General features: G+C 62.0%; 15 protein-coding genes. 3 read left to right on the plus strand and 12 right to left on the minus strand.

The features are described 5' to 3' along the window. Positions 1–56: 56 nt before the first annotated feature. The 8 genes from JAO85_RS02210 to JAO85_RS02245 form a co-directional block, all read right to left on the minus strand. Positions 57–266, minus strand: coding sequence for a Flp family type IVb pilin (locus JAO85_RS02210; protein ID WP_034379611.1), 210 nt, complete (start codon positions 264–266; stop codon positions 57–59). Positions 267–568: 302 nt separating this feature from the next. Continuing rightward, positions 569–778, minus strand: a complete 210-nt coding sequence (locus JAO85_RS02215) for a Flp family type IVb pilin (protein ID WP_202787345.1) — start codon at positions 776–778, stop codon at positions 569–571. A gap of 112 nt (positions 779–890) precedes the next feature. Further along, positions 891–1,100 carry a Flp family type IVb pilin gene (locus JAO85_RS02220; protein ID WP_202787346.1) on the minus strand — a complete coding sequence of 70 codons (210 nt, stop codon included), beginning with the start codon at positions 1,098–1,100 and terminating at the stop codon, positions 891–893. Between the two features lie 162 nt (positions 1,101–1,262). Next, positions 1,263–1,595, minus strand: coding sequence for a hypothetical protein (locus JAO85_RS02225; RefSeq protein ID WP_202787347.1), 333 nt, complete (start codon positions 1,593–1,595; stop codon positions 1,263–1,265). Positions 1,596–1,609: 14 nt separating this feature from the next. Continuing rightward, positions 1,610–3,178, minus strand: a complete 1,569-nt coding sequence (locus tag JAO85_RS02230) for a type II and III secretion system protein family protein (RefSeq protein ID WP_034408055.1) — start codon at positions 3,176–3,178, stop codon at positions 1,610–1,612. Positions 3,179–3,244: 66 nt separating this feature from the next. Next, a complete protein-coding gene (gene cpaB / locus JAO85_RS02235) occupies positions 3,245–4,090 on the minus strand; it encodes a Flp pilus assembly protein CpaB (protein WP_003079614.1) in 846 nt (281 codons plus the stop codon). Positions 4,091–4,122: 32 nt separating this feature from the next. Further along, the gene (locus tag JAO85_RS02240) at positions 4,123–4,713 is read right to left on the minus strand and encodes a prepilin peptidase (RefSeq protein WP_202787348.1); all 591 of its coding nucleotides are present in this window, start codon (positions 4,711–4,713) and stop codon (positions 4,123–4,125) included. Positions 4,714–5,576: 863 nt separating this feature from the next. Continuing rightward, positions 5,577–6,770 (minus strand): MFS transporter, encoded by a 1,194-nt coding sequence (locus JAO85_RS02245; RefSeq protein WP_202787349.1) that lies wholly within the window; start codon positions 6,768–6,770, stop codon positions 5,577–5,579. Positions 6,771–6,914: 144 nt separating this feature from the next. Here JAO85_RS02245 and JAO85_RS02250 point away from each other — a divergent pair, with 144 nt between their 5' ends. The 3 genes from JAO85_RS02250 (at position 6,915) to JAO85_RS02260 (ending at position 12,451) form a co-directional block, all read left to right on the plus strand. Next, the gene (locus tag JAO85_RS02250; protein WP_202787350.1) at positions 6,915–8,195 is read left to right on the plus strand and encodes a hypothetical protein; all 1,281 of its coding nucleotides are present in this window, start codon (positions 6,915–6,917) and stop codon (positions 8,193–8,195) included. Between the two features lie 154 nt (positions 8,196–8,349). After that, positions 8,350–10,575 carry a TonB-dependent siderophore receptor gene (locus JAO85_RS02255; protein ID WP_202787351.1) on the plus strand — a complete coding sequence of 742 codons (2,226 nt, stop codon included), beginning with the start codon at positions 8,350–8,352 and terminating at the stop codon, positions 10,573–10,575. Positions 10,576–10,591: 16 nt separating this feature from the next. Next, positions 10,592–12,451, plus strand: a complete 1,860-nt coding sequence (locus JAO85_RS02260) for an enterochelin esterase domain-containing protein (protein WP_202787352.1) — start codon at positions 10,592–10,594, stop codon at positions 12,449–12,451. A 96-nt stretch (positions 12,452–12,547) separates the two neighbouring features. Here JAO85_RS02260 and JAO85_RS02265 read toward each other — a convergent pair whose 3' ends face one another. The 4 genes from JAO85_RS02265 to JAO85_RS02280 all read right to left on the minus strand — a co-directional run bounded on the left by JAO85_RS02265 (position 12,548) and on the right by JAO85_RS02280 (position 17,449). Then, entirely contained in the window at positions 12,548–14,245 is a 1,698-nt protein-coding gene (locus JAO85_RS02265) for a zinc ribbon domain-containing protein (protein ID WP_202787353.1), read from the minus strand. A 65-nt stretch (positions 14,246–14,310) separates the two neighbouring features. After that, the gene (locus JAO85_RS02270) at positions 14,311–14,973 is read right to left on the minus strand and encodes a hypothetical protein (RefSeq protein WP_202787354.1); all 663 of its coding nucleotides are present in this window, start codon (positions 14,971–14,973) and stop codon (positions 14,311–14,313) included. A 5-nt stretch (positions 14,974–14,978) separates the two neighbouring features. Next, on the minus strand, positions 14,979–15,803 hold the full coding sequence (locus JAO85_RS02275) for a zinc ribbon domain-containing protein (protein ID WP_202787355.1): 825 nt from the start codon (positions 15,801–15,803) through the stop codon (positions 14,979–14,981). Between the two features lie 467 nt (positions 15,804–16,270). Continuing rightward, entirely contained in the window at positions 16,271–17,449 is a 1,179-nt protein-coding gene (locus tag JAO85_RS02280; RefSeq protein ID WP_202787356.1) for a metallophosphoesterase, read from the minus strand. Between the last annotated feature and the right edge of the window lie 87 nt (positions 17,450–17,536).

Raw genomic sequence — 17,536 nt, forward strand, 5'->3', positions numbered from 1 at the left:
AGCGAAGACCGTTGTGTTAGAAATAATCCGTGGATGGTCGTCACAGATTACGTAATCTAGACACAGGCACCCGCTCCGCCTAGACATGCGCTCACTCTGGCGAGCCATGTGTCAAATAGGGTGCTGCCGATAGAGGATTTCATGAATATCACTAAGGCAATTGAAACCACCGCCACGACTAGTGCATATTCGATGACCTGTGCACCCTCTTCATCATTAAGAAAGGATTGCAGGTAATTACCAAATTTTTGAATGCTCATATTCATGATGACACCTCAAGATTGAGTGAAAGCGTGGGAACCTGAATGACTAGCGAAGAGTCGGCCAAAGTCCAGCGCGGTGCCCATGCAGCTCGGTAGGAGCAACGTGAGCGCAATGAGATAGGAAGCACACGATTGCATCGCAATGCAGTGGATGAACCTTGCATGAGGCCGGTCCTGTGCCATGAGTGCAGATGGTTTTCATGAAGCATCCCCGATTGGTTAGTAACTGCGTATCGCAGCGAAAATCGTTTTGCCAGAGAGCAATAGTGGTTTTCGCTGCGTTGGTTAGCTACAGAATGCGCAACTTAAGCGCAAGCACCTGTTCCTCCCAAGCAGGCAGTTACTCTGCTAAGCCAAGTGGTAAATAGGCTGCTAGTAATAGAAGATTTCATCAATATCACCAAGGCAATCGAAACCACTGCCACGACTAGTGCGTATTCGATCACCTGTGCTCCCTCTTCGTCACGGACAAAGGATTGAAGGGAGTCGCCAAATTGTTGAGCAATGTTGGTCATGAGAACACCTCAAAAGTGTTGAAAGTTTGGAAACATATACAAGCGATGCCTGCCGGTTTGCCAGAGAGTAATAGTGGTTTTCACTGCGTTGGTTAGCTACAGAATGTGCAACTTAAGCGCAGGCACCTGTTCCTCCCAAGCAGGCAGTTACTCTGCTAAGCCAAGTGGTAAATAGGCTGCTAGTAATGGAAGATTTCATCAATATCACCAAGGCAATCGAAACCACTGCCACGACTAGTGCGTATTCGATCACTTGTGCTCCCTCTTCGTCACGGACAAAGGATTGAAGGGAGTTGCCAAATTGTTGAGCAATGTTGGTCATGAGAACACCTCAAAAGTGTTGAAAGTTTGGAAACATATACAAGCGATGCCTGCCGGTTTGTCGGAGGCGCCGGTGATTGGCGTGCAAGGCCGATATGCGGTCTGTACTCCTTCTATGTCAATGGGATGGAATCGGTTGGTCAGCGGCCAGAAAATTTCGGGCTTAATACGGAGCTGTACCGCCTCCGCCACTACCGCTGCCTTGGTTATTGCTGGTTAGTGAGCCACCGATATTTATGACATTGACCGCTTGCGGTGGGGTCTTGTAGCTTTGCTCGTATCTGTCCATGGCATGTTTGGCGGCGCGACCGTCCATGCCGTTGGCTGCATCTACTCCAATGCCTACGTTTTTGCCTGCATCGGGATTGATGGTCATCTGCATGCGCGCGGTACGCACAGCCTCGCCAAAATGCGCGTCGTAGTGGGGGGTTGTGCTGCTGCAGCCCGCCAGCAGGGCGGCGAGGGCCACGGGAAATAGGATATTGCGTTCGATCATGGCTTGCCTCCGGTTCAGGTGGGCGGGTTCAGGGGGGCGGGACGGTCAACCGAGGGCTCGGCCGGTGCTTGCGGTTGCAGCTCCTGAGGTGCTGCTACCGGGGCAGGTGCCGGAGCTGGGGTTGCAGTGCCGGATGGCATGGCTGCGGCGGGCGCAGTCTTCGCGGCTGACGCGGGCTTGGAGCTCTCCAGCGCACCGTTGAGATAGACCTCGGCGCGTGAGGGCGGGACATGGTTGTCGGTGGGCACTCTGGGTGCTTCTGCGAGTGCCTGCACCAGGCGCGGAGTGATGATGAACATCAACTCGGTCTGATCGGTCTGGAACTCGGTGCTGCGAGCCAGTGCGCCGAGAACCGGTATTTCCCCCAGTCCCGGAAAGCGTTTGACGGCCTCGGTGATGTTGTTTTTGATGAGACCGGCAATGACCAGACTTTGCCCGTCATTGAGTTGCACCGTGGTGTCTGCGCGTCGCACCGAAAGCGAGGGAATGACGGAGGTGACGCCATTGATGGCGGTGAAGGGTGAGCCTGTCTGAGACAGGTCGGACACTTCTGAGACCAGCTTGAGGTTCACGCGCGAGCCACCCAGCACGGTGGGTGTGAACTTGACGCCGATGCCGAACTCTTTTTCCTCCAGCGTCATCACTGGCACGCCAGTGGTATTGCTCTGTGCCACGGGAATAAAGATCTTGCCGCCCGAGAGAAAGCTGGCCTGCTGGCCGCTGATGGCCATGATGTTGGGCTCGGCCAGAATACGCACCAGGCCGTCGTCTTTTTGGCCGTCAATGCTGATCGAGCCTTTGCCTATGCGCATGGCGCTCAGCAGCCCGCCGCCGCCACTGAGGAAGTTGGAGGCGATGGAGAATGTATTCATGCCATTGCTGGTGATGCGCTGGCCCGCAAGACTGGCACCGAGCTTGTCGAGCAATGTCTTGCTGACCTCGGCAATCTTGACCTCCAGCATCACCTGGTGAGGCGAAGTGGTGCGCAGCAGGTTGACGATTTTCTTGCTGTCGCTGTAGGCGCCGGCGAGCGTCACCACATCGTCCAGGCGCAGCGGATTGCTGATCTCTCCGCTCAGGACCAGGGCATTGTCGGCGCCCTGGACGCGGATGCTGCGTTCCTCGGGCATGAGCTCGCTGAGCTTGGCTTGCAGCGGCCCCGGGTCCATGGTGACGATCACGTCCTTGATGAAGCAGGCTCCCTGGGCGTTTTGCAGGATGACGTTCATGGACCCCGACTTGCGGCCGCGAAAGAACAGGTCTCGCGGGCTGAGCAATTGGACCTCGATATCACCCATGCCGTTCTGCATTTGCGGCTGGGCATTTGCGGCCATGGGCGCTGCTGCCTGGCCCGCTCCGGGCGTCTGGCCGCTGACCAGGATGCGCGCCATGGGCGAGCTCAGCGGAATGACCACGGATTTTCCCAGAGTGACCGTGGTCGGATCCTCCGTGCGGATGGCCGTGCAATTCCTGGCGGGCAGGGTGGTGCGAGGAGCTGCGGGAGCCGCCGCAGCCACAGGGCCGGGCTGAGCAGGCGTGCCCGCAGATTGGGCCAGCACAGGCGCTGAGCTGGCGAGCAGCATGCTAGCTGCTATGTATAGGTGATGGTGTTGCACGGCCGACCTCTCTGAGTTGTTGCGAGTAGAAGATCAGAAGCAGTTGAGAGTTCGAGCGCCGCCCTGGATCACTTCGACACAGGTGGCTGTCGAAGCCTGGGGTGCGGGCCTGGCTCGCTGCATCACGGGTTTGGCAGGAGCTGCGACCTTGACCGGTGCAGGGGCTGCCTCTGGTGTTCCAAACAACTGGTGCTTGGTGATGCCTGCAGTGCTGGTGGGATCTTTGTCAATCTGGTTGCGCAGCACCAGTGAAAGATTGCCCACGCTGCGTGCAAGATCGAGTTTCTCGGCATCTTCGGGGCTCAGCTCGAGGGTGACGGCACTCACCACCTTGGGTTTGGTCTCGTCACGATCGGCTTCCTGGGCCACGGCCAGAACCAGCACGTTCTCCAGCACGGTTTTGCTGATCTGGCGCGACTCTTCTGTCTTGCCGTTCTGCTCCTGCTGGGCATTGACCACCACATCCACGTAGTTGCCGGGCAGGGCGAAGCCCGCAACACCGACCACATCGTTGACGCGTACCGTCATGGCTCGCTTGCCCGGAGCGATGACGGCAGCCAGTCCGCCTTTGGTGCCTACGGGGGCCAGCTTGCCTTCGAGCACGGCTTCGCCGCGCAGCACTCCGACCTTGACGACGCGATCCTGCAGCTGTTGCATGTCATGGAATGCGCCATCGGGTATGGAGCCCCGCGGCCAGTCCACCGTGTTCAGCATGTTCGGCAAAATCTTGCCGCCCAGTGGAATGTCGGTGGCAGCGACAACTACCTTGTCGGCGTCCAGGCTGCCGCGTTGGGCCACCCAGTTGGCGGCGTAGACAGCCGCTGCCAGACTGGCCAGCGCTGCGAGGATAAACAGACCCAAAGCTTTGAGGTTTTTCATGGGAGGCTCCCGCTATGCCGTGATGTAAGTGACTAGACCCAGGTGAACTGCCGAGCGACCAGGAACGCCAGGGTTCCCAGGGCGATGCTGACGCCGTAAGGCAAGGTGCCTACCGAATGCGCCGAGTTGGAGCGGGCATCGGGACGGATCCCCGCAGCGACATTGACGTAGAGCAACTGCACTGCCTCGGCCGAGTTGCGCACCAGCTTGCCGACCATGCGATGCCAGAGTGCGTAGCTGATGGCTGCCAGGCCGCCGGTGATAAAGACAAAGATCACGACCTGGCAGGTGGCGGCGGGGCCTAGAAAGCTGCCGACCATGGCCATCAGCTTCACGTCGCCGGCTCCCATGGCATGCAGCAGATAGAGAGGCAGCATCAATGCCAGGCCTACTGCCATGCCGCCCAGCGCCCAGAAAAAGCCGCCGCCATGGGGGTGGTGGGCCAGCAGACCATAGAGCAGGGCCAGGGTGATGCCACCGAAGGTCAGGCGATTGGGGATGCGCCGTGTGCGCAGGTCACTGATGCTGGCTGCCAGCAAAAGCAGCAACAGGATCAGCGAACGCGGCTCGGTGAAAACGGCGGCCACGAGTTCGGATGCTGCGCTGAGTTCGGAAGATGTCATGGTCAACCTCCAGTCCTGTGTTCAGCGAATCCTGTTCGGGCCTCAGAGTTGACGCTGGCTGTCTGCTGCGTTCAGCTCATCTGACTGGTGTCCACAGGATTCGGGCGATGTGTGACTAAATACAATTTCTCTATCAACTTCATTCTTTTGTTTAATTTTGTGGAAATACTATTCCTATAGAAATCGCTTATCAATATTTGAGTTCGTAAGGATTTTTCTAATCTGCATGAGATGCAAATGTGACGCCGTTGTAGGTTGCGTAAGCAGTGGTCTCATGCGCTGGCTGACGCAGATCGGTTCACGCCGCATGGTGGGTCTTGGGTCGTGAGCGAGAGACCTGTAAGGCGTGGGCTCGGGGCCCGAGTGTCTGGGCTCTTTGATAGCTTCCGAGCAAATCGCGCAGGCCTGCGAAGGCCAGCTTCCTGCCTGGCCGCTGCTCTCGGCGCAGGCTTGGGGCACGCTGAACTGTGCTTAGAGCGTTACCCATTTTTAGAAGCTTGCAGTGCCTGCCGGTGCCCGGCCTGGCTGCCTCGGTATGTTGGGTCCGTGACTCTGGACAAGGCCGGAGCCAGGGTTGAGTAGCCGCTTTGAGGGATGGGGCCGAGGTAATCCTCGACAGCCCGCAGTCATGTGCCGAGGCAGTTTGTTCGCCAGGCGCCAAGGCTGCGGTCTGGTTGCCTGTCTGCTGTGGGGGCAGGCTCAGTCCATCCGATGCAGGATGAGCGCATTCGCATCGGATACGGCTCTATCGAAAAATAGCGCCTGGCGATTGATATGCAATGACTTCGATGCAGAAAGACCCGGATGCGCTCATCTCGCAATCCCCAGCAGCTTTGATGTTGATAGCAATCGTCTTGCCGGCTTCAGGCGTTTGCCCTGCGCTGGCTGTGCAGGCCCAGCAGCGCCAGTACGACGGCTACCAGGGGCAGCATGCCGATATTGATGCCGTTCCAGCCGGCGCTGTGCAGCAACTGCCCTGATCCGAACGAGGCCACGGCCACTGTGCCGAAGACCAGGAAATCGTTGAGTGCCTGCACCTTGGCGCGTTCCGAGGGGCGGTAGCACTCGGTCAGCAGCGCCGTGGCACCGATGAAGCCGAAGTTCCAGCCCACGCCCAGCAAAATCAGCGAGCCCCAGAAGTGGAAGATATCCAGCCCCATCAAGGCCAGCACGCCGGCCGCGCCTATCATCAGCAGGCCCAGAGCTGTCACGGGCCGCTTGCCATAACGCGCAATCAGCTTGCCGGTGAAAAAGCTGGGCACGAACATAGCCAGCACATGCCATTGAATGCCCATGGCGGCTTCGCCCACGCTATGGCCGCAGCCCACCATGGCCATGGGGGCGGCGGTCATCAGGAACGCCATCAAGCCGTAGCTGACCACACCGGCAGCGCAGGCCACGACGAATTGGGGGGTGCGGGCAATTTCTCCCAGTGGCCTGGCGTCGCCAGCCACGGCGGTTTTGGTCTGAGGTGGCTGCAGGCGCAGGCCCATGAGCAAGGGCAGGGCCAGCAGAGCCAGCACCGCCTGGCTGTAGAAGCTGCCGGCAAACGGTGTGGCGGGCAGGGCGTCGCGCGTCCAGATCACCACCTGCGGCCCGATGATGGCGGCAATCAGCCCCCCGATCATCACGCGCGAAATGGCCTTGGCCTGTTGCGCGGGCTCGCTCACCATATCGGTGGCGGCGAAGCGGTAGCTCTGCACGCAGGCCGCATAAAAGCCGGCCAGCGCCGTGCCTATGCAGAAGGTGACGAAGTCGCTGTGGGCAATGCCTTGCGCGGCGACCACGCCGGAGATCACGCCCAGAACGGCGCCCAGCACATAGGCCGTGCGGCGGCCCATGCGGTTCATGATCCAGGCGGCCGGCAGTGTGGACAGCGCCAGCCCGAGCTGGTAGATGCTGACCGGCAAGGTGGACGCAGTGGGGTTGGACGACAGTTGCTGCCCGACCAGACCGCCCAGTGAGATGATGATGGGCGGAGAGGCACCTCCCAGAGACTGGGCTGCGACCAGCAGGCCCATATTGCGGCTTTGTTGTATGTTGTTGTCTGATTGCATAAATCGCTTCGGCTGTCCATGCTTGTACGCAGATTTGTCACATCTTGCAGCATTCATATTGGCCGAACATTAAAAGGTTTGTTGCGGGTATGGTGCAGTCGCGAGCCTGGTGATCGAATGGTGATCGAAGTGAATGGGAGTGATATGACGCTGAAATGCCTTACTGGCCGGGTTGCAGGCCTGAGCACTGCTCTGGTGCTCATGAGCTGGGCATCGATGGCGCATGCCGGGACGGCAGACGCCCCGCATGAAGCGGTGGTCTGGTCGGCCAGCTATCGCGGCGAGATCGCCGGCAAGGCGGTCAAACTGGAGCTGTGGCGGCTCGACGGCGCCGTCGGAGGCAGCTATTGCTACGAGCCCTGCAATCGGCCTGGCGCAACACTTGATCTAAAAGGCTCGGCAAGCGGGCAACTGACCGAGACGCCGATGGCGGGTGCAAGCGATCCCAAGCCTTCGGGCCGCTGGTCGCTGGCGGCCTTGCCTGGCATGGCGCCCCCGCGTTTGCAGGGCCAGTGGCAGTCCATGGACGGCAAAAAGCGCTGGCCGGTCAATCTGCTGCGCCAGCCCCCGGCTTTCTCCCATGCGCCGCATTACGAGTTGCGTCTACTGATGGATCAGAGGCTGCGCTCTCTGGCTGACTGCGGCGAACATACGGATCTCCTGGTTTCCGCCATTCAGGTCTATGAGAAGGGGCGTCTTAAGCAAAGCCTGCCAACCGCTGCCGTGGGCAGTTGCTGGCTGGTGCAGCCGCGCTGGGTGGATGCGAATTTTGACGGCTGGCCTGACCTGACCCAGCCGCTGGATCTGCCTGCGGGGCCGAATATTCAGCACCGCACCTGGCTTTACGATCCGGGCACGCAGAAGCTGGTGCTGGGGCCGCAGTCCCTGCAGGACATCAGCTCGCCCGCCTTCGATGGCAAGGCCAGGCGCATCTACAGCGAATGGCGTGCCAGTTGTTGCAGCCATGGCGTAAACATCTATGCCTGGAAGTCTGCGGGGCTGGAACTGGTCGAGCAGGCTGAAAGCTATATGCTGCCAGTGCGCAAGGGCGGCAAGCTCATGGCCTGCTATCAAGTGCCGGACTATGCGCAAGGCCATGTGCGCTGGCCTGCAGGCCTCTACCAGCGGGGAGGCGAGCTGAGTCTGGGGCAGGAGCCCGCTGCCGACTGGTGCGATGATGATCCTGCCGCGACCAGGGGCCAGAACCAGGTACAGGTGCTGGCCGAGCCCAGGCCCGGACAGCCGCCCCAGATCCTCAAGGCCTATGGGGCAAGTTACCGCAAGGTCGATACGCCCAAAGGTGCCCGCTACTGCCCCGATATCGCAGTCTTCGATGCCGATGCCCACAAGGTGGTGCGTGTGCTGATGAGCGAGAACGCCGAGCAGAACTGCGAAACGGAAAATCCCGCAGGGGGGCAGCCCTGAAAGCGGTTTATCGCTATGCATGGAAATCGCTTGCTGCTATCGTTTTGAGAAGGTTTGCTTGTTATACAATCCATCTAATTGAGATTCATTATCAACAAGCCTTAGCCACGCACTTCGTTTTAGCCATAGGAGATCGATCGAAAACGAGGTCTACATGGCAACCCCAGTTCATGGCGGCGCAGGCAAGGCGCCGTCGGCTTCAGCGCTCGCATCCACGCAGTTCGCTCCATTTGCGCATTGGCTGTCTGCTGCGGCGTGCCGCAGCCCCCGCTCAGCCGTGGGGCTGGCGGTGTTGGTGGTTTTGAGTGCCAGCGCCCAGGCGCAGTCCCAGATACCGGACCAGCAGGAAAAACGCCTGAGCGAAGTCACGGTTTCAGGCAAGCAGGACGGCAGCGCTCTGCCTGCGCTGGCCCCTGGTGCTCAGGTCGCCAAGGGCGCAGGCCTGGGGCTGCTGGGCAATGTGGATGTGATGGATGCCGCCTTCAACATCACGGCCTACTCCGAAGAGCTGATCCGCGACCAGAATGCGGCCACGGTGGCTGCCGTGCTGGAAAACGACTCTTCAGTGCGCTTCACCACCAATACCGGCCATGTCAACGAGAACTATGTGATTCGGGGCTTCGACGTCAACGCCAGCGAAGTGGCGTTCAACGGCCTGTATGGCCTGGCGCCCGACAGCCATGTACCGACCGAGATGATAGAGCGCGTGGAACTGCTCAAGGGCCCGGGTGCGCTGCTCGGCGGCATGGCTCCCAGTGGGGCGGTTGGCGGCGTGGTGAATGTGGTCAGCAAGAAGCCGCTGGCCGATGATCTGACGCGGCTGACCACCACTTTCACCTCGGGTTCGCAGCTGCAGGAGCATGTGGATGTGTCGCGGCGCTTCGGCCCCGAGCGCCGCCTGGGCATACGCTTTAACGGCGCGCTGTCCAGCGGGGAGACCGAGGTTGACGACCAGAAGCGCCGCCGCCGTCTGGGCGCAGTGGCGCTCGACTATCAGGGCGATCGCTTCACGCTGGGGCTGGATGCCTATCACTACAAGGTGAACCTGGACAACGGCAGCCCGGTGATGGTGAGCTTTGGCAAGATGAAGAATCTGATCGGCGCACCGGATGCCAGCAACAATCTGTTCCGCGGCGTCAACACCGAAGTGGAGAACAAGTCGGTGGCGCTGCGCGGCAGTTTCGAGCTCAGCGACAGCTGGCAGCTCTACGGCAGCCTGGGCAAGGCCTGGCATGACTATGTTGGCCAGCCCGTGGGCACACGCGTGGTGCTCAATGCCGTGGGCGACGGCTCCGCCGTAGGGCAGACCTATAACCTGCAGGGCTATACCAACAGCACGGCGCTGGACGCGGGTTTGCGCGGCCGCTTCAAGACCGGCGATGTGGGTCATCAACTGGTGTTCTCGTTCAACGAGCTGCAGCAGCAAGGCGGGCGCGCGCTGCCCATCGTGGTCAGCAGCAGCTACACCACCAATATCTACGACCCGGTGCTGCCGGTTCTGGCAGGCCCGCGCAATGCCGTGCGCCAGGAAAACGACAATGTGATTCGCAGTTTCGCCGTGGCCGATACCCTGAGCCTGCTGCAGGACAGGCTGCTGCTGACGCTGGGCGCACGCCACCAGCGCGTGAATCAGAAGATGAAGGGCTACGACGAGAGCGCCGTCACTCCCATGCTGGGCCTGGTGGCCAAGCCCTGGGGCGAGGATCTGTCTTTCTACGCCAACTACATCGAGGGGCTGAGCCCCGGTCTCGAGGTGGGTCCCACCTATGCCAATGCAGGCGAGACATTCGCACCCTACAAATCCAAGCAGATGGAGGCGGGCGTGAAGTGGCGCCGCGCAGGCTGGACGAATACGCTGTCGCTGTTCCAGATCGAGAAGCCTTCGACCACCATCGATACGGCGGCCAATACCCTCAAGCTCAATGGCGAGCAGCGTAATCGCGGTGTGGAGTGGAATACCTTTGGTGCCGTGAGCTCCAGCTTGCGTGTATTGGGCGGCGTCACCTATCTGCAGCCCAAGCTGACCAGCACCCAGGGCGGCAACAACGACGGCCATGATGCTTTCGGCGCGGCGCGCTGGGCGGCCAATCTGGCGGCAGACTGGGATGTGCCGGGCGTGGCCGGTCTGGCGCTGAACGCACGCCTGGTGCATACGGGCAAGCAGTGGGTCAACTCGGCCAACACCTTGCGTGCACCGAGCTGGACGCGCTTTGATGTCGGCGCCCGCTACACCACGCGCGTTGCCGACAAGAAAGTGGTGCTGCGCGGTACGGTGGACAACGTCTTTGGTCGCAGTTACTGGGCCGGCGCCTTTACCGACAACTTCCTGACCGTGGGCGCACCGCGCACCGTGCGCATCAGCGCTGCCGTGGACTTCTGAGGCGAGGGAAGCATCAATGCATGAAGATCTTCAAGGTTTGTGCCTGCCGATGATGGGCCACAGGCCATCGGGCAAAGGGCTGCGCACCTTGCTTGTTCCTGGTCTGCTTGCGGCCAGCGTCGGCATCGGCGGCTCGGCCGGTGCGGCCGGTGCGGCCCGGCCCTTGCCTGGCGGCACTGTTCAGAGCGCGGGCAAGGCGGCCTCCTTGCTTTCGGTGCGGGAGCCGTTCTCCGGCAGGCTTGCGTCGGGACAGAAGCTGAGCCTGCAGCTGGAGGCTCCGGCCGGCGCAGTGGTTCGCGGCAATTTGCAGGCGCTGGGCGTTGTGCTGGATGTGGAAACGCCTGACGGGCGCCATCTGCGGCGGCTGAGCCAGGGCGCAGGCGTCGATCACGCATTCACCTGGCAAAGCCGGGGCATGGCGAAGGAACGTCTGGTGCTGCGCGCCGAGAAGGTCCAGCCCTATGCGTCGGCGGCAAACGGCGTGTCGGCGGCGCAGGACGGACACATCGGTGCTCCGACCTATGCTGCGCCCATTCCTGGCGCCTACGAGCTGACGATCACCCAGGTGCTGGCGCCGTTGGCGGCCAGCCATGCGCCTGCCGCAGAGATCGAACCCGAGCCGCTGCGCAGCCCCAGGCTCAAGGCCTTGCAGGCGCGGCTGGCGCAGGGCGGCGACAGCCGCGGCTTCTGGCAGGAAATGGAACGCCAGGGCACGCCGCTGATCGAGCCCTGGGATGCGAAGCACCAGTTGGTGAGCTTTGTCTGGCGCGGCGCCGGACAGTCCGTGCGGCTGTTCGGAAGTCCATCGGGCAACCATGAGCCTTTGCAGCGCCTCGGAAGCAGCGATGTCTGGTGGGCCAGTTTCGTCATGCCCAGGGATGCGCGGCTCAGCTATGGCTTTGCGCCCGATGTGCCTGCGGTCTCGGCCGATGCCATGATTCAGCGCCGATCCATTCTGTCCACCTTGCAGCGCGATCCGCTCAATCGCCAGAGCTGGGGGCGGTCTGCGGATCTGCAGGCGGTGCAGGATCGCTACGACGGACGCTCCGTGCTGACGCTGGCCAAGGCGCCGCCCCAACCCTGGAGCCAGTCTCGCGCCAGCGTGGCAACTGGCCAGTTGCAGCGTCACTGGCTGGGCAGCCAGGCGCTGGGCAATGGGCGCGATATCTGGATCTACAAGCCGCAAGGCTGGCAGCAGGCCGATGCGGCTCAGCGTTCCTTGCTGGTGCTGTTCGACGCCCAGGCCTATTTGCGACAGGTTCCCACGCCCGCCATCATCGACAACCTCATGGCCGACGGCCTGCTGCCTGCAACAGCCGTCGTGCTGGTGGCCAATGGCGCAGGCGACGCGCGCAGCCGCGAGCTGCCGCCCAACCCGGCGTTTGCCGACTTCATGGGCAAGCAGCTCATGCCCTGGCTCAAGGCTCAGGGCATAGCGGCCGGACCTGAGCGCACGGTGATCGCAGGATCGAGCTATGGCGGCCTGGCTTCAAGCTATGTGGCGCTGCGCTATCCGCAGTGGTTTGGCAATGTGCTCAGTCTCTCGGGCTCCTATTGGTGGGCACCCAAGGGCGAGTCGCCCAATTGGCTGGCTCGCCAGTATGAGCAAGCACCGCAACTGCCCATTCGCTTTTACTTTGATGCCGGCCTATACGAAGGGGCTCGCGGTGGTCAGGCAGGCATACGCGAAACCAGCCAGGAGCTGGGTGATGTGCTGCGTGCCAAGGGCAACAAGGTCGTGCAGCGTGTGCACAGCACCGGTCATGACTATGTGCACTGGCAGGGTTCGCTGGCCTGCGGGCTGCTGGCGCTGACGGGGCGCGAGCCATCGACCGAGGGGCTCAAGGAGCAGGTCGCACAGGCTTGCGGGCTCTGAGTCCGGGGTACACAAAAAAAGGGGCCGTAAGCCCCTTTTTTGCTTTTGGCCTGCAGCGCCCGTTCGCAAGCGCTGCAGGCTTTTCCATGCAAGCTTCTACTTGAGCTTGTTTCCACATTCGCCGCAGAACAGGTCATTGGCGGCTACCGGGGCGCTGCAGGCTGGGCAGCTCGGCGCAGCCTGAGCCTGGCGGGCTTTCTCGGTGGCCTCTGCTTCGGCACGGGCCCGGGCTGCTTCACGCTCGGCAGCCTGCTGCCTGGCCAGTTGCTCGGCTTGGGTTTTCAAGCGCTCGGCTTCTGCTTGCTGACGTGCTTCTTCGGCAGCCTGGGCTGCGGCGCGCTCCTCAGCGGCCTTTTGCTGTGCTGCACGCTCTGCTGCCTGGGCTTCGGCCCGCTGGCGTGCGGCCAGTTCCTGAGCTTCGGCAGCAGCACGTTCGCGTGCAGCTTGCTCGGCGGCCTCGGCTTCAGCCTTCAGGCGGGCTGCTTCGGCCTCGGCGCGCAGGCGTGCCGCCTCGGCTTCGCTACGCTGGCGGGCGGCTGCCTCTTCAGCGCTTTGACGAGCTTTTTCCGCGGCATCGGCGGCAGCGCGCTCGCGCGCCTGCTGCTCGGCAAATGCCTGTTCGGTGGATGCCGCTGTGGCGGCAGTCAGGCCTGCGGCAGCCGCTGCTGCGCCAGCCGTTGCTGCGGCAGCCGCTGCTGCGCCAGCGCTGGCATTGCTGTCGTTGCCGGGCGGGGTGTCGGTGGCGGCGGGCTTGGCTGTGGCTTCCTGCAGGCGCTCGCTGGCAGCCTGCTTGGCGCGCTCGGCCGCAGCCATGGTCTGGGCCTTGGCTTCCTCGGCTTTTTTTCGCACATCGCCAATCAGGCTGTCCAGTGCACCCTCGGCCTCGGCCGGGTCCACGCTTTCACGGGCCTGCAGATAGATCAGATTCATGCCCATGATGGCCACCTGGGCCAGCAGTGCGCCCACCACGCAGTAGAGAACGCCCAGGCCGGCGATGAGGCCGGTGCTGCCGCCACCCATCATGCCCATGGGGTTGAAGCCACCACCGTAGCCACGGCCGTAGCCGCCGCCCATGAACATGCCGGCCATGGAGCCGGCATCTCCGGTAATGCTCATGGCCATCCCGGTCAGGGAGACGGTGGCAGGCACCAGTCCGGCAAACAGCATGAAGCAGACCAGGCCCAAAATGACATAGAGCACGACTTCCATCAGCACCACTTCGACCAGACGCTTGCGAGCGATGCTCAGCACATTGGCCAGCGCAGCCTTGACGGACAGGCCGCTCCACAGCGCAGGGCCCATCAAGGGGCCGACGACCCAGATCATGGCGATCAGCAAGGCTGCGGCGACCAGCACCAGAATCGGGTGGGCCACAAAGGCCAGAATGCCGCCGAGCACGGGAATCTTGCAGATGAAGTAAATGACGGCAGCCAGCAGGTAGTAGGCCAGCGTGGCAACAAATATCGCGAGTCCGACCAGCAGGAATTTGGGCAGGCACAGCAGACCGGCCGATGCCGCTGCCGAGAAGGAGCGTACGGGCTCGTTCCTGGCCTTGTCCATGAGCATGATGCCGACGCCCGAAGAGCCGGCCAGCAGTGCGACCACGGCCGCCAGCATGAAGATCAGGTACATGAAGAAGCCGGCCTTGACCAGCATCCAGGCCGCGCCTGCTATCAGTGCACCGGTCAGCAGCAGTGTCAGAAAGCACAGCAGCAGCGGTCGCCATTGCGTCAGTCCTTCGGCGGCTCTGGCGAGGGTGGCAAAACGTATTTCTCCCAGGGGTTGCTCTCTCATTTTTCGTCCTGTCTGGTGGTTGAGGCTGGCTGGTGTGGCGCGATGAGCCGCTGGCTGGCCGGGGGTCAAAGCTTGCCGCGGATCTCGCCGGCTTCTATGGTGTAGCGCTCCACGCCGGCGGGCAGACCAGTATCGATCTTCTTGATGACAGTCACGGGTTTGCCGCCCTTGGACTGGGTGGTGCCAGTGGCGGTATTCACACGCCCGGCCCTGACATCCTCGTCGGACTGATCGACCACGATGCTCGACGAGCCGCGGTTGTCGGCCAGTTCATTGGCCAGTTCCTTGAGCACATTCATGGCCTGGGTATATTCCTTGCGACCCTTGGCGGCCAGCGGCATCTCCACGGTCAGTGCTGAGAAACTGCGCATCTGGTGTGTCTGTCCCGACTGCCCATCGGCAATGCTGACGGTCCTGGTCTGTAACGGCCCGGCCACGGCGCGTTGTTTGGCCGGCAGCTTCTGCATGGCTTGCACGGCCTGGGCCTGCATGCTCTGCGCATGCTGCGTCTCCTGATCCAGAGCAGCCTGCAAGCGGGCAAAGCGCTCGTTCTGCCCGCCCGAAACAGCGGTTGCGGGCGCGCCGCCGCCAGGGCCGCAGCTAGGGTCTGCGGAGTTGGTGACGCGCGAGAGCATGCAGCTCAGCGATGTGGAGGCATCTTGCAAGGTGGCGCAGCCGCCGAGCAGGGTTGCGGCGCAGGCGAGCACAGTGAGTTTGAGTTTTTTCATGGCTTTCAATCCAGCAGGTCATCCAGGGATGGCGCGGCATTCTTCTTGACTGCAGGTGTTCTTGCAGGGGCCGGCACGGGCGGTTTGCCAGATGCCGGGGCTGAGGACGGCTCCGGGCTGGCCGCAGGCGCGGGTGCGTCGCTGGCAGTGTTTGCTGTCGTCGCTGCGGGGGTGACTGCCGTGGCGGGCGCGTTGTCTACGGCGCCGGCAATCGAGGCATTTTCGGCTGGTGTCGTTTGCGCTGCGGTACTGCCGCCCAGCGGGCCGACCAGGGCGTCGGCCTTGGCCTTGTCTTCGGGCGAAATCCCATCCTTGCCGGCTTGGGACGAACTGGATGCGCTATTGCCCGAGCTGGTCAGGCCCTTCATATTGCTTGCCATCATCACACCGCCTGCAATGGCTGCGACCAGCAGTGCCAGTGCCACCCATTTGATCCAGGCATTGCTGCCGCGCACCGGTTCCTGGGGAAAGGCCGGCGTGCGGTCATTGCGCTGCGCAAAGCTTGCGGCAGGCTCCGACTGTGGCGGCCTTGGCGCGGGTGTATCCATGGGCTCGATCAGGGGAGGGGCCAGGCTTGCGTTGTCAATGGTCCGCGAGGCACCTGAAGGCATGGGCGGCGCAGTTGCCCCTGCGGCATGGCTATCGCCGGGGCGCTCGAACACCAGGCCGCATTGTGTGCAGAAGCGGGCCTCGGGCTTGCAGACAGCCTGGCATTGGCTGCAGGTTTTTTCAACAGCAGTGATTGCCGCTTCCGGTGCTTGTCTGGCGCCGCAGTTCTTGCAGAACTTGGCATTCGGAGAGAGCGGATTGCCGCATTGGGAACAATTCATGGTCTGCAATCGAGAAAAGAGTCCGCTGGAATGGCCGCTCGGCGGCATTGCTGCCTGGGCAATGCGTGGAATATGGGCCGGTTTTTGCGCATTGGCATGAACCGGTACGGACCCTGAAAAATGATTTGTATCTTAGCGGCGCATTTGCCGCAGCCTGTCGGATCGCTTTGCGGGAATGTAAGCACGTTCGGTTTTGACAGCTTTTTGTCAGGTATGGCAATCCATGAATGGGGTTTGGATTAATGGAGCTGCGCGGAGTTTCAAGGGACTTATGGCGTAAGTGACTGATTTGAAAAGAAGGCAATAAATCAGGTGCTTTATGGAAGCCGGGATTGCCGGGAAAAGCTCGGATCTCGAAATCTGTTTGATTTTTGCAAATGCTTCAAATGGTTGAGAGTGTTTTGCGCTGTAAAGATTTCAACGAAATACAGGCCTTGCTGAACCCCGGGAGTCAGCAAGGCCGGTAATCACTGCTGCGCAACCAGCGTCAGCAGCTCGATTCGCGGCGCCACACCAAGGCGTATGGCAAAACCGGCCCACAGGCCTGCTCCGCTGCTGACCAGCAGCTTCATATTGCCGACGTCATATTCGCCGCGCACAAAACCGTTGTTGACGGGTGCCACCAGCCAGCGGTCCATGCCCAGGATCAGTCCGCCGTGAGTATGGCCCGATATCTGTAGGTTCACGCCCTTGTCCGCGTTGTCGCGCGCGAATTTGGGCTGGTGCGCCAGCAGGATATGAAACTGTGCGCCGGCCTTGCGGGCCTGGGCGGCAACCGCATCCACATCGGGGGGAACGCCTTCGGCGACCTCGGGGTCGGCGTTGTTGGGCGAGGTCCGGCCGAACACCGGGTCGCCGATGCCGGACAGGGCCAGCTTGCTGCCCTTGATGTTCAGCAGCTGCATGCGGTTTTCCAGCAGATTCAGGCCCAGGCGGCGGAACTCGCCCATCCAGGCGTTGTAGCCGCTGTAGTACTCGTGGTTGCCCGGCGCCGCCCAGACGCCGTAGCGCGCGCTCAAGGCGGCCAGCGGCGCCACATGGGCGCGGCTGGTGGCGACATCGCCGTCCACCATGTCGCCGGGCAGCACGATCAGGTCGGGCGTGGTGGCCAGGGTGCGCTGCACGATGGTCTGCACATAGCTTGCATCATTGACCGGGCTGGCGTGGATATCGGCCAGCACGGCAATGCGCAGGCCCTGCAGGGCGGTGGGCAGGTTTCTGACCGCGATCTGTTGCTCATGCACCCTGGGCGGCTGAAGGGCGTTGAAGACGCCGATGGCGCTCAGGCAGCCGGTCGCCACCACGGCGGCTGCGGTAAGTGCGGGAAGGTGCAGCAGCTGCGCCAGGCTGGTTCGCCCCATGAGTCGGGCGATCAGCCACAGCAGATCGCGCAGCAGCACGAACAGCGCCAGCATCAGCAGCATGGCCAGAATCCAGCCGCCGGGAACCTGCAGGCGCGCCACCACGGCGTAGGGCAGGGCATTCGTCTGCACGGCCTTGAGCAGCAAGGCCGGCGCAATGCCTAGCAAGGCCGTGATCAGCGCGGCCAGCAGGCGGGCAAGACGAGAAGTACCGTTGAGGCTGGAGACAGGCCACCAGAGCCAGAGAGCCAGAAGAGGAATGACGAAAGCAGCAGTCGAAACCATGGGCAGGAGGGAAACCGAAAATTGCCGCGAGCATAGCAAGCGTTGGCGTCCCCGCGATGAACGCTGCTGCAGCCGTTGTCACCGGCG

This window comes from Comamonas sp. NyZ500 (assembly GCF_016772095.1).
In the GTDB taxonomy this organism is placed as follows: Bacteria; Pseudomonadota; Gammaproteobacteria; order Burkholderiales; family Burkholderiaceae_C; genus Comamonas; species Comamonas thiooxydans.

Excerpts from the sequence above, each read along its gene's own strand:
- JAO85_RS02210 (WP_034379611.1), bottom strand. The coding sequence starts at position 266 with ATGAATATGAGCATTCAAAAATTTGGTAATTACCTGCAATCCTTTCTT.
- JAO85_RS02215 (WP_202787345.1), bottom strand. The coding sequence starts at position 778 with ATGACCAACATTGCTCAACAATTTGGCGACTCCCTTCAATCCTTTGTC.
- JAO85_RS02220 (WP_202787346.1), bottom strand. The coding sequence starts at position 1,100 with ATGACCAACATTGCTCAACAATTTGGCAACTCCCTTCAATCCTTTGTC.
- JAO85_RS02225 (WP_202787347.1), bottom strand. The coding sequence starts at position 1,595 with ATGATCGAACGCAATATCCTATTTCCCGTGGCCCTCGCCGCCCTGCTG.
- JAO85_RS02230 (WP_034408055.1), bottom strand. The coding sequence starts at position 3,178 with ATGCTGCTCGCCAGCTCAGCGCCTGTGCTGGCCCAATCTGCGGGCACG.
- cpaB (WP_003079614.1), bottom strand. The coding sequence starts at position 4,090 with ATGAAAAACCTCAAAGCTTTGGGTCTGTTTATCCTCGCAGCGCTGGCC.
- JAO85_RS02240 (WP_202787348.1), bottom strand. The coding sequence starts at position 4,713 with ATGACATCTTCCGAACTCAGCGCAGCATCCGAACTCGTGGCCGCCGTT.
- JAO85_RS02245 (WP_202787349.1), bottom strand. The coding sequence starts at position 6,770 with ATGCAATCAGACAACAACATACAACAAAGCCGCAATATGGGCCTGCTG.
- JAO85_RS02250 (WP_202787350.1), top strand. The coding sequence starts at position 6,915 with ATGACGCTGAAATGCCTTACTGGCCGGGTTGCAGGCCTGAGCACTGCT.
- JAO85_RS02255 (WP_202787351.1), top strand. The coding sequence starts at position 8,350 with ATGGCAACCCCAGTTCATGGCGGCGCAGGCAAGGCGCCGTCGGCTTCA.
- JAO85_RS02260 (WP_202787352.1), top strand. The coding sequence starts at position 10,592 with ATGCATGAAGATCTTCAAGGTTTGTGCCTGCCGATGATGGGCCACAGG.
- JAO85_RS02265 (WP_202787353.1), bottom strand. The coding sequence starts at position 14,245 with ATGAGAGAGCAACCCCTGGGAGAAATACGTTTTGCCACCCTCGCCAGA.
- JAO85_RS02270 (WP_202787354.1), bottom strand. The coding sequence starts at position 14,973 with ATGAAAAAACTCAAACTCACTGTGCTCGCCTGCGCCGCAACCCTGCTC.
- JAO85_RS02275 (WP_202787355.1), bottom strand. The coding sequence starts at position 15,803 with ATGAATTGTTCCCAATGCGGCAATCCGCTCTCTCCGAATGCCAAGTTC.
- JAO85_RS02280 (WP_202787356.1), bottom strand. The coding sequence starts at position 17,449 with ATGGTTTCGACTGCTGCTTTCGTCATTCCTCTTCTGGCTCTCTGGCTC.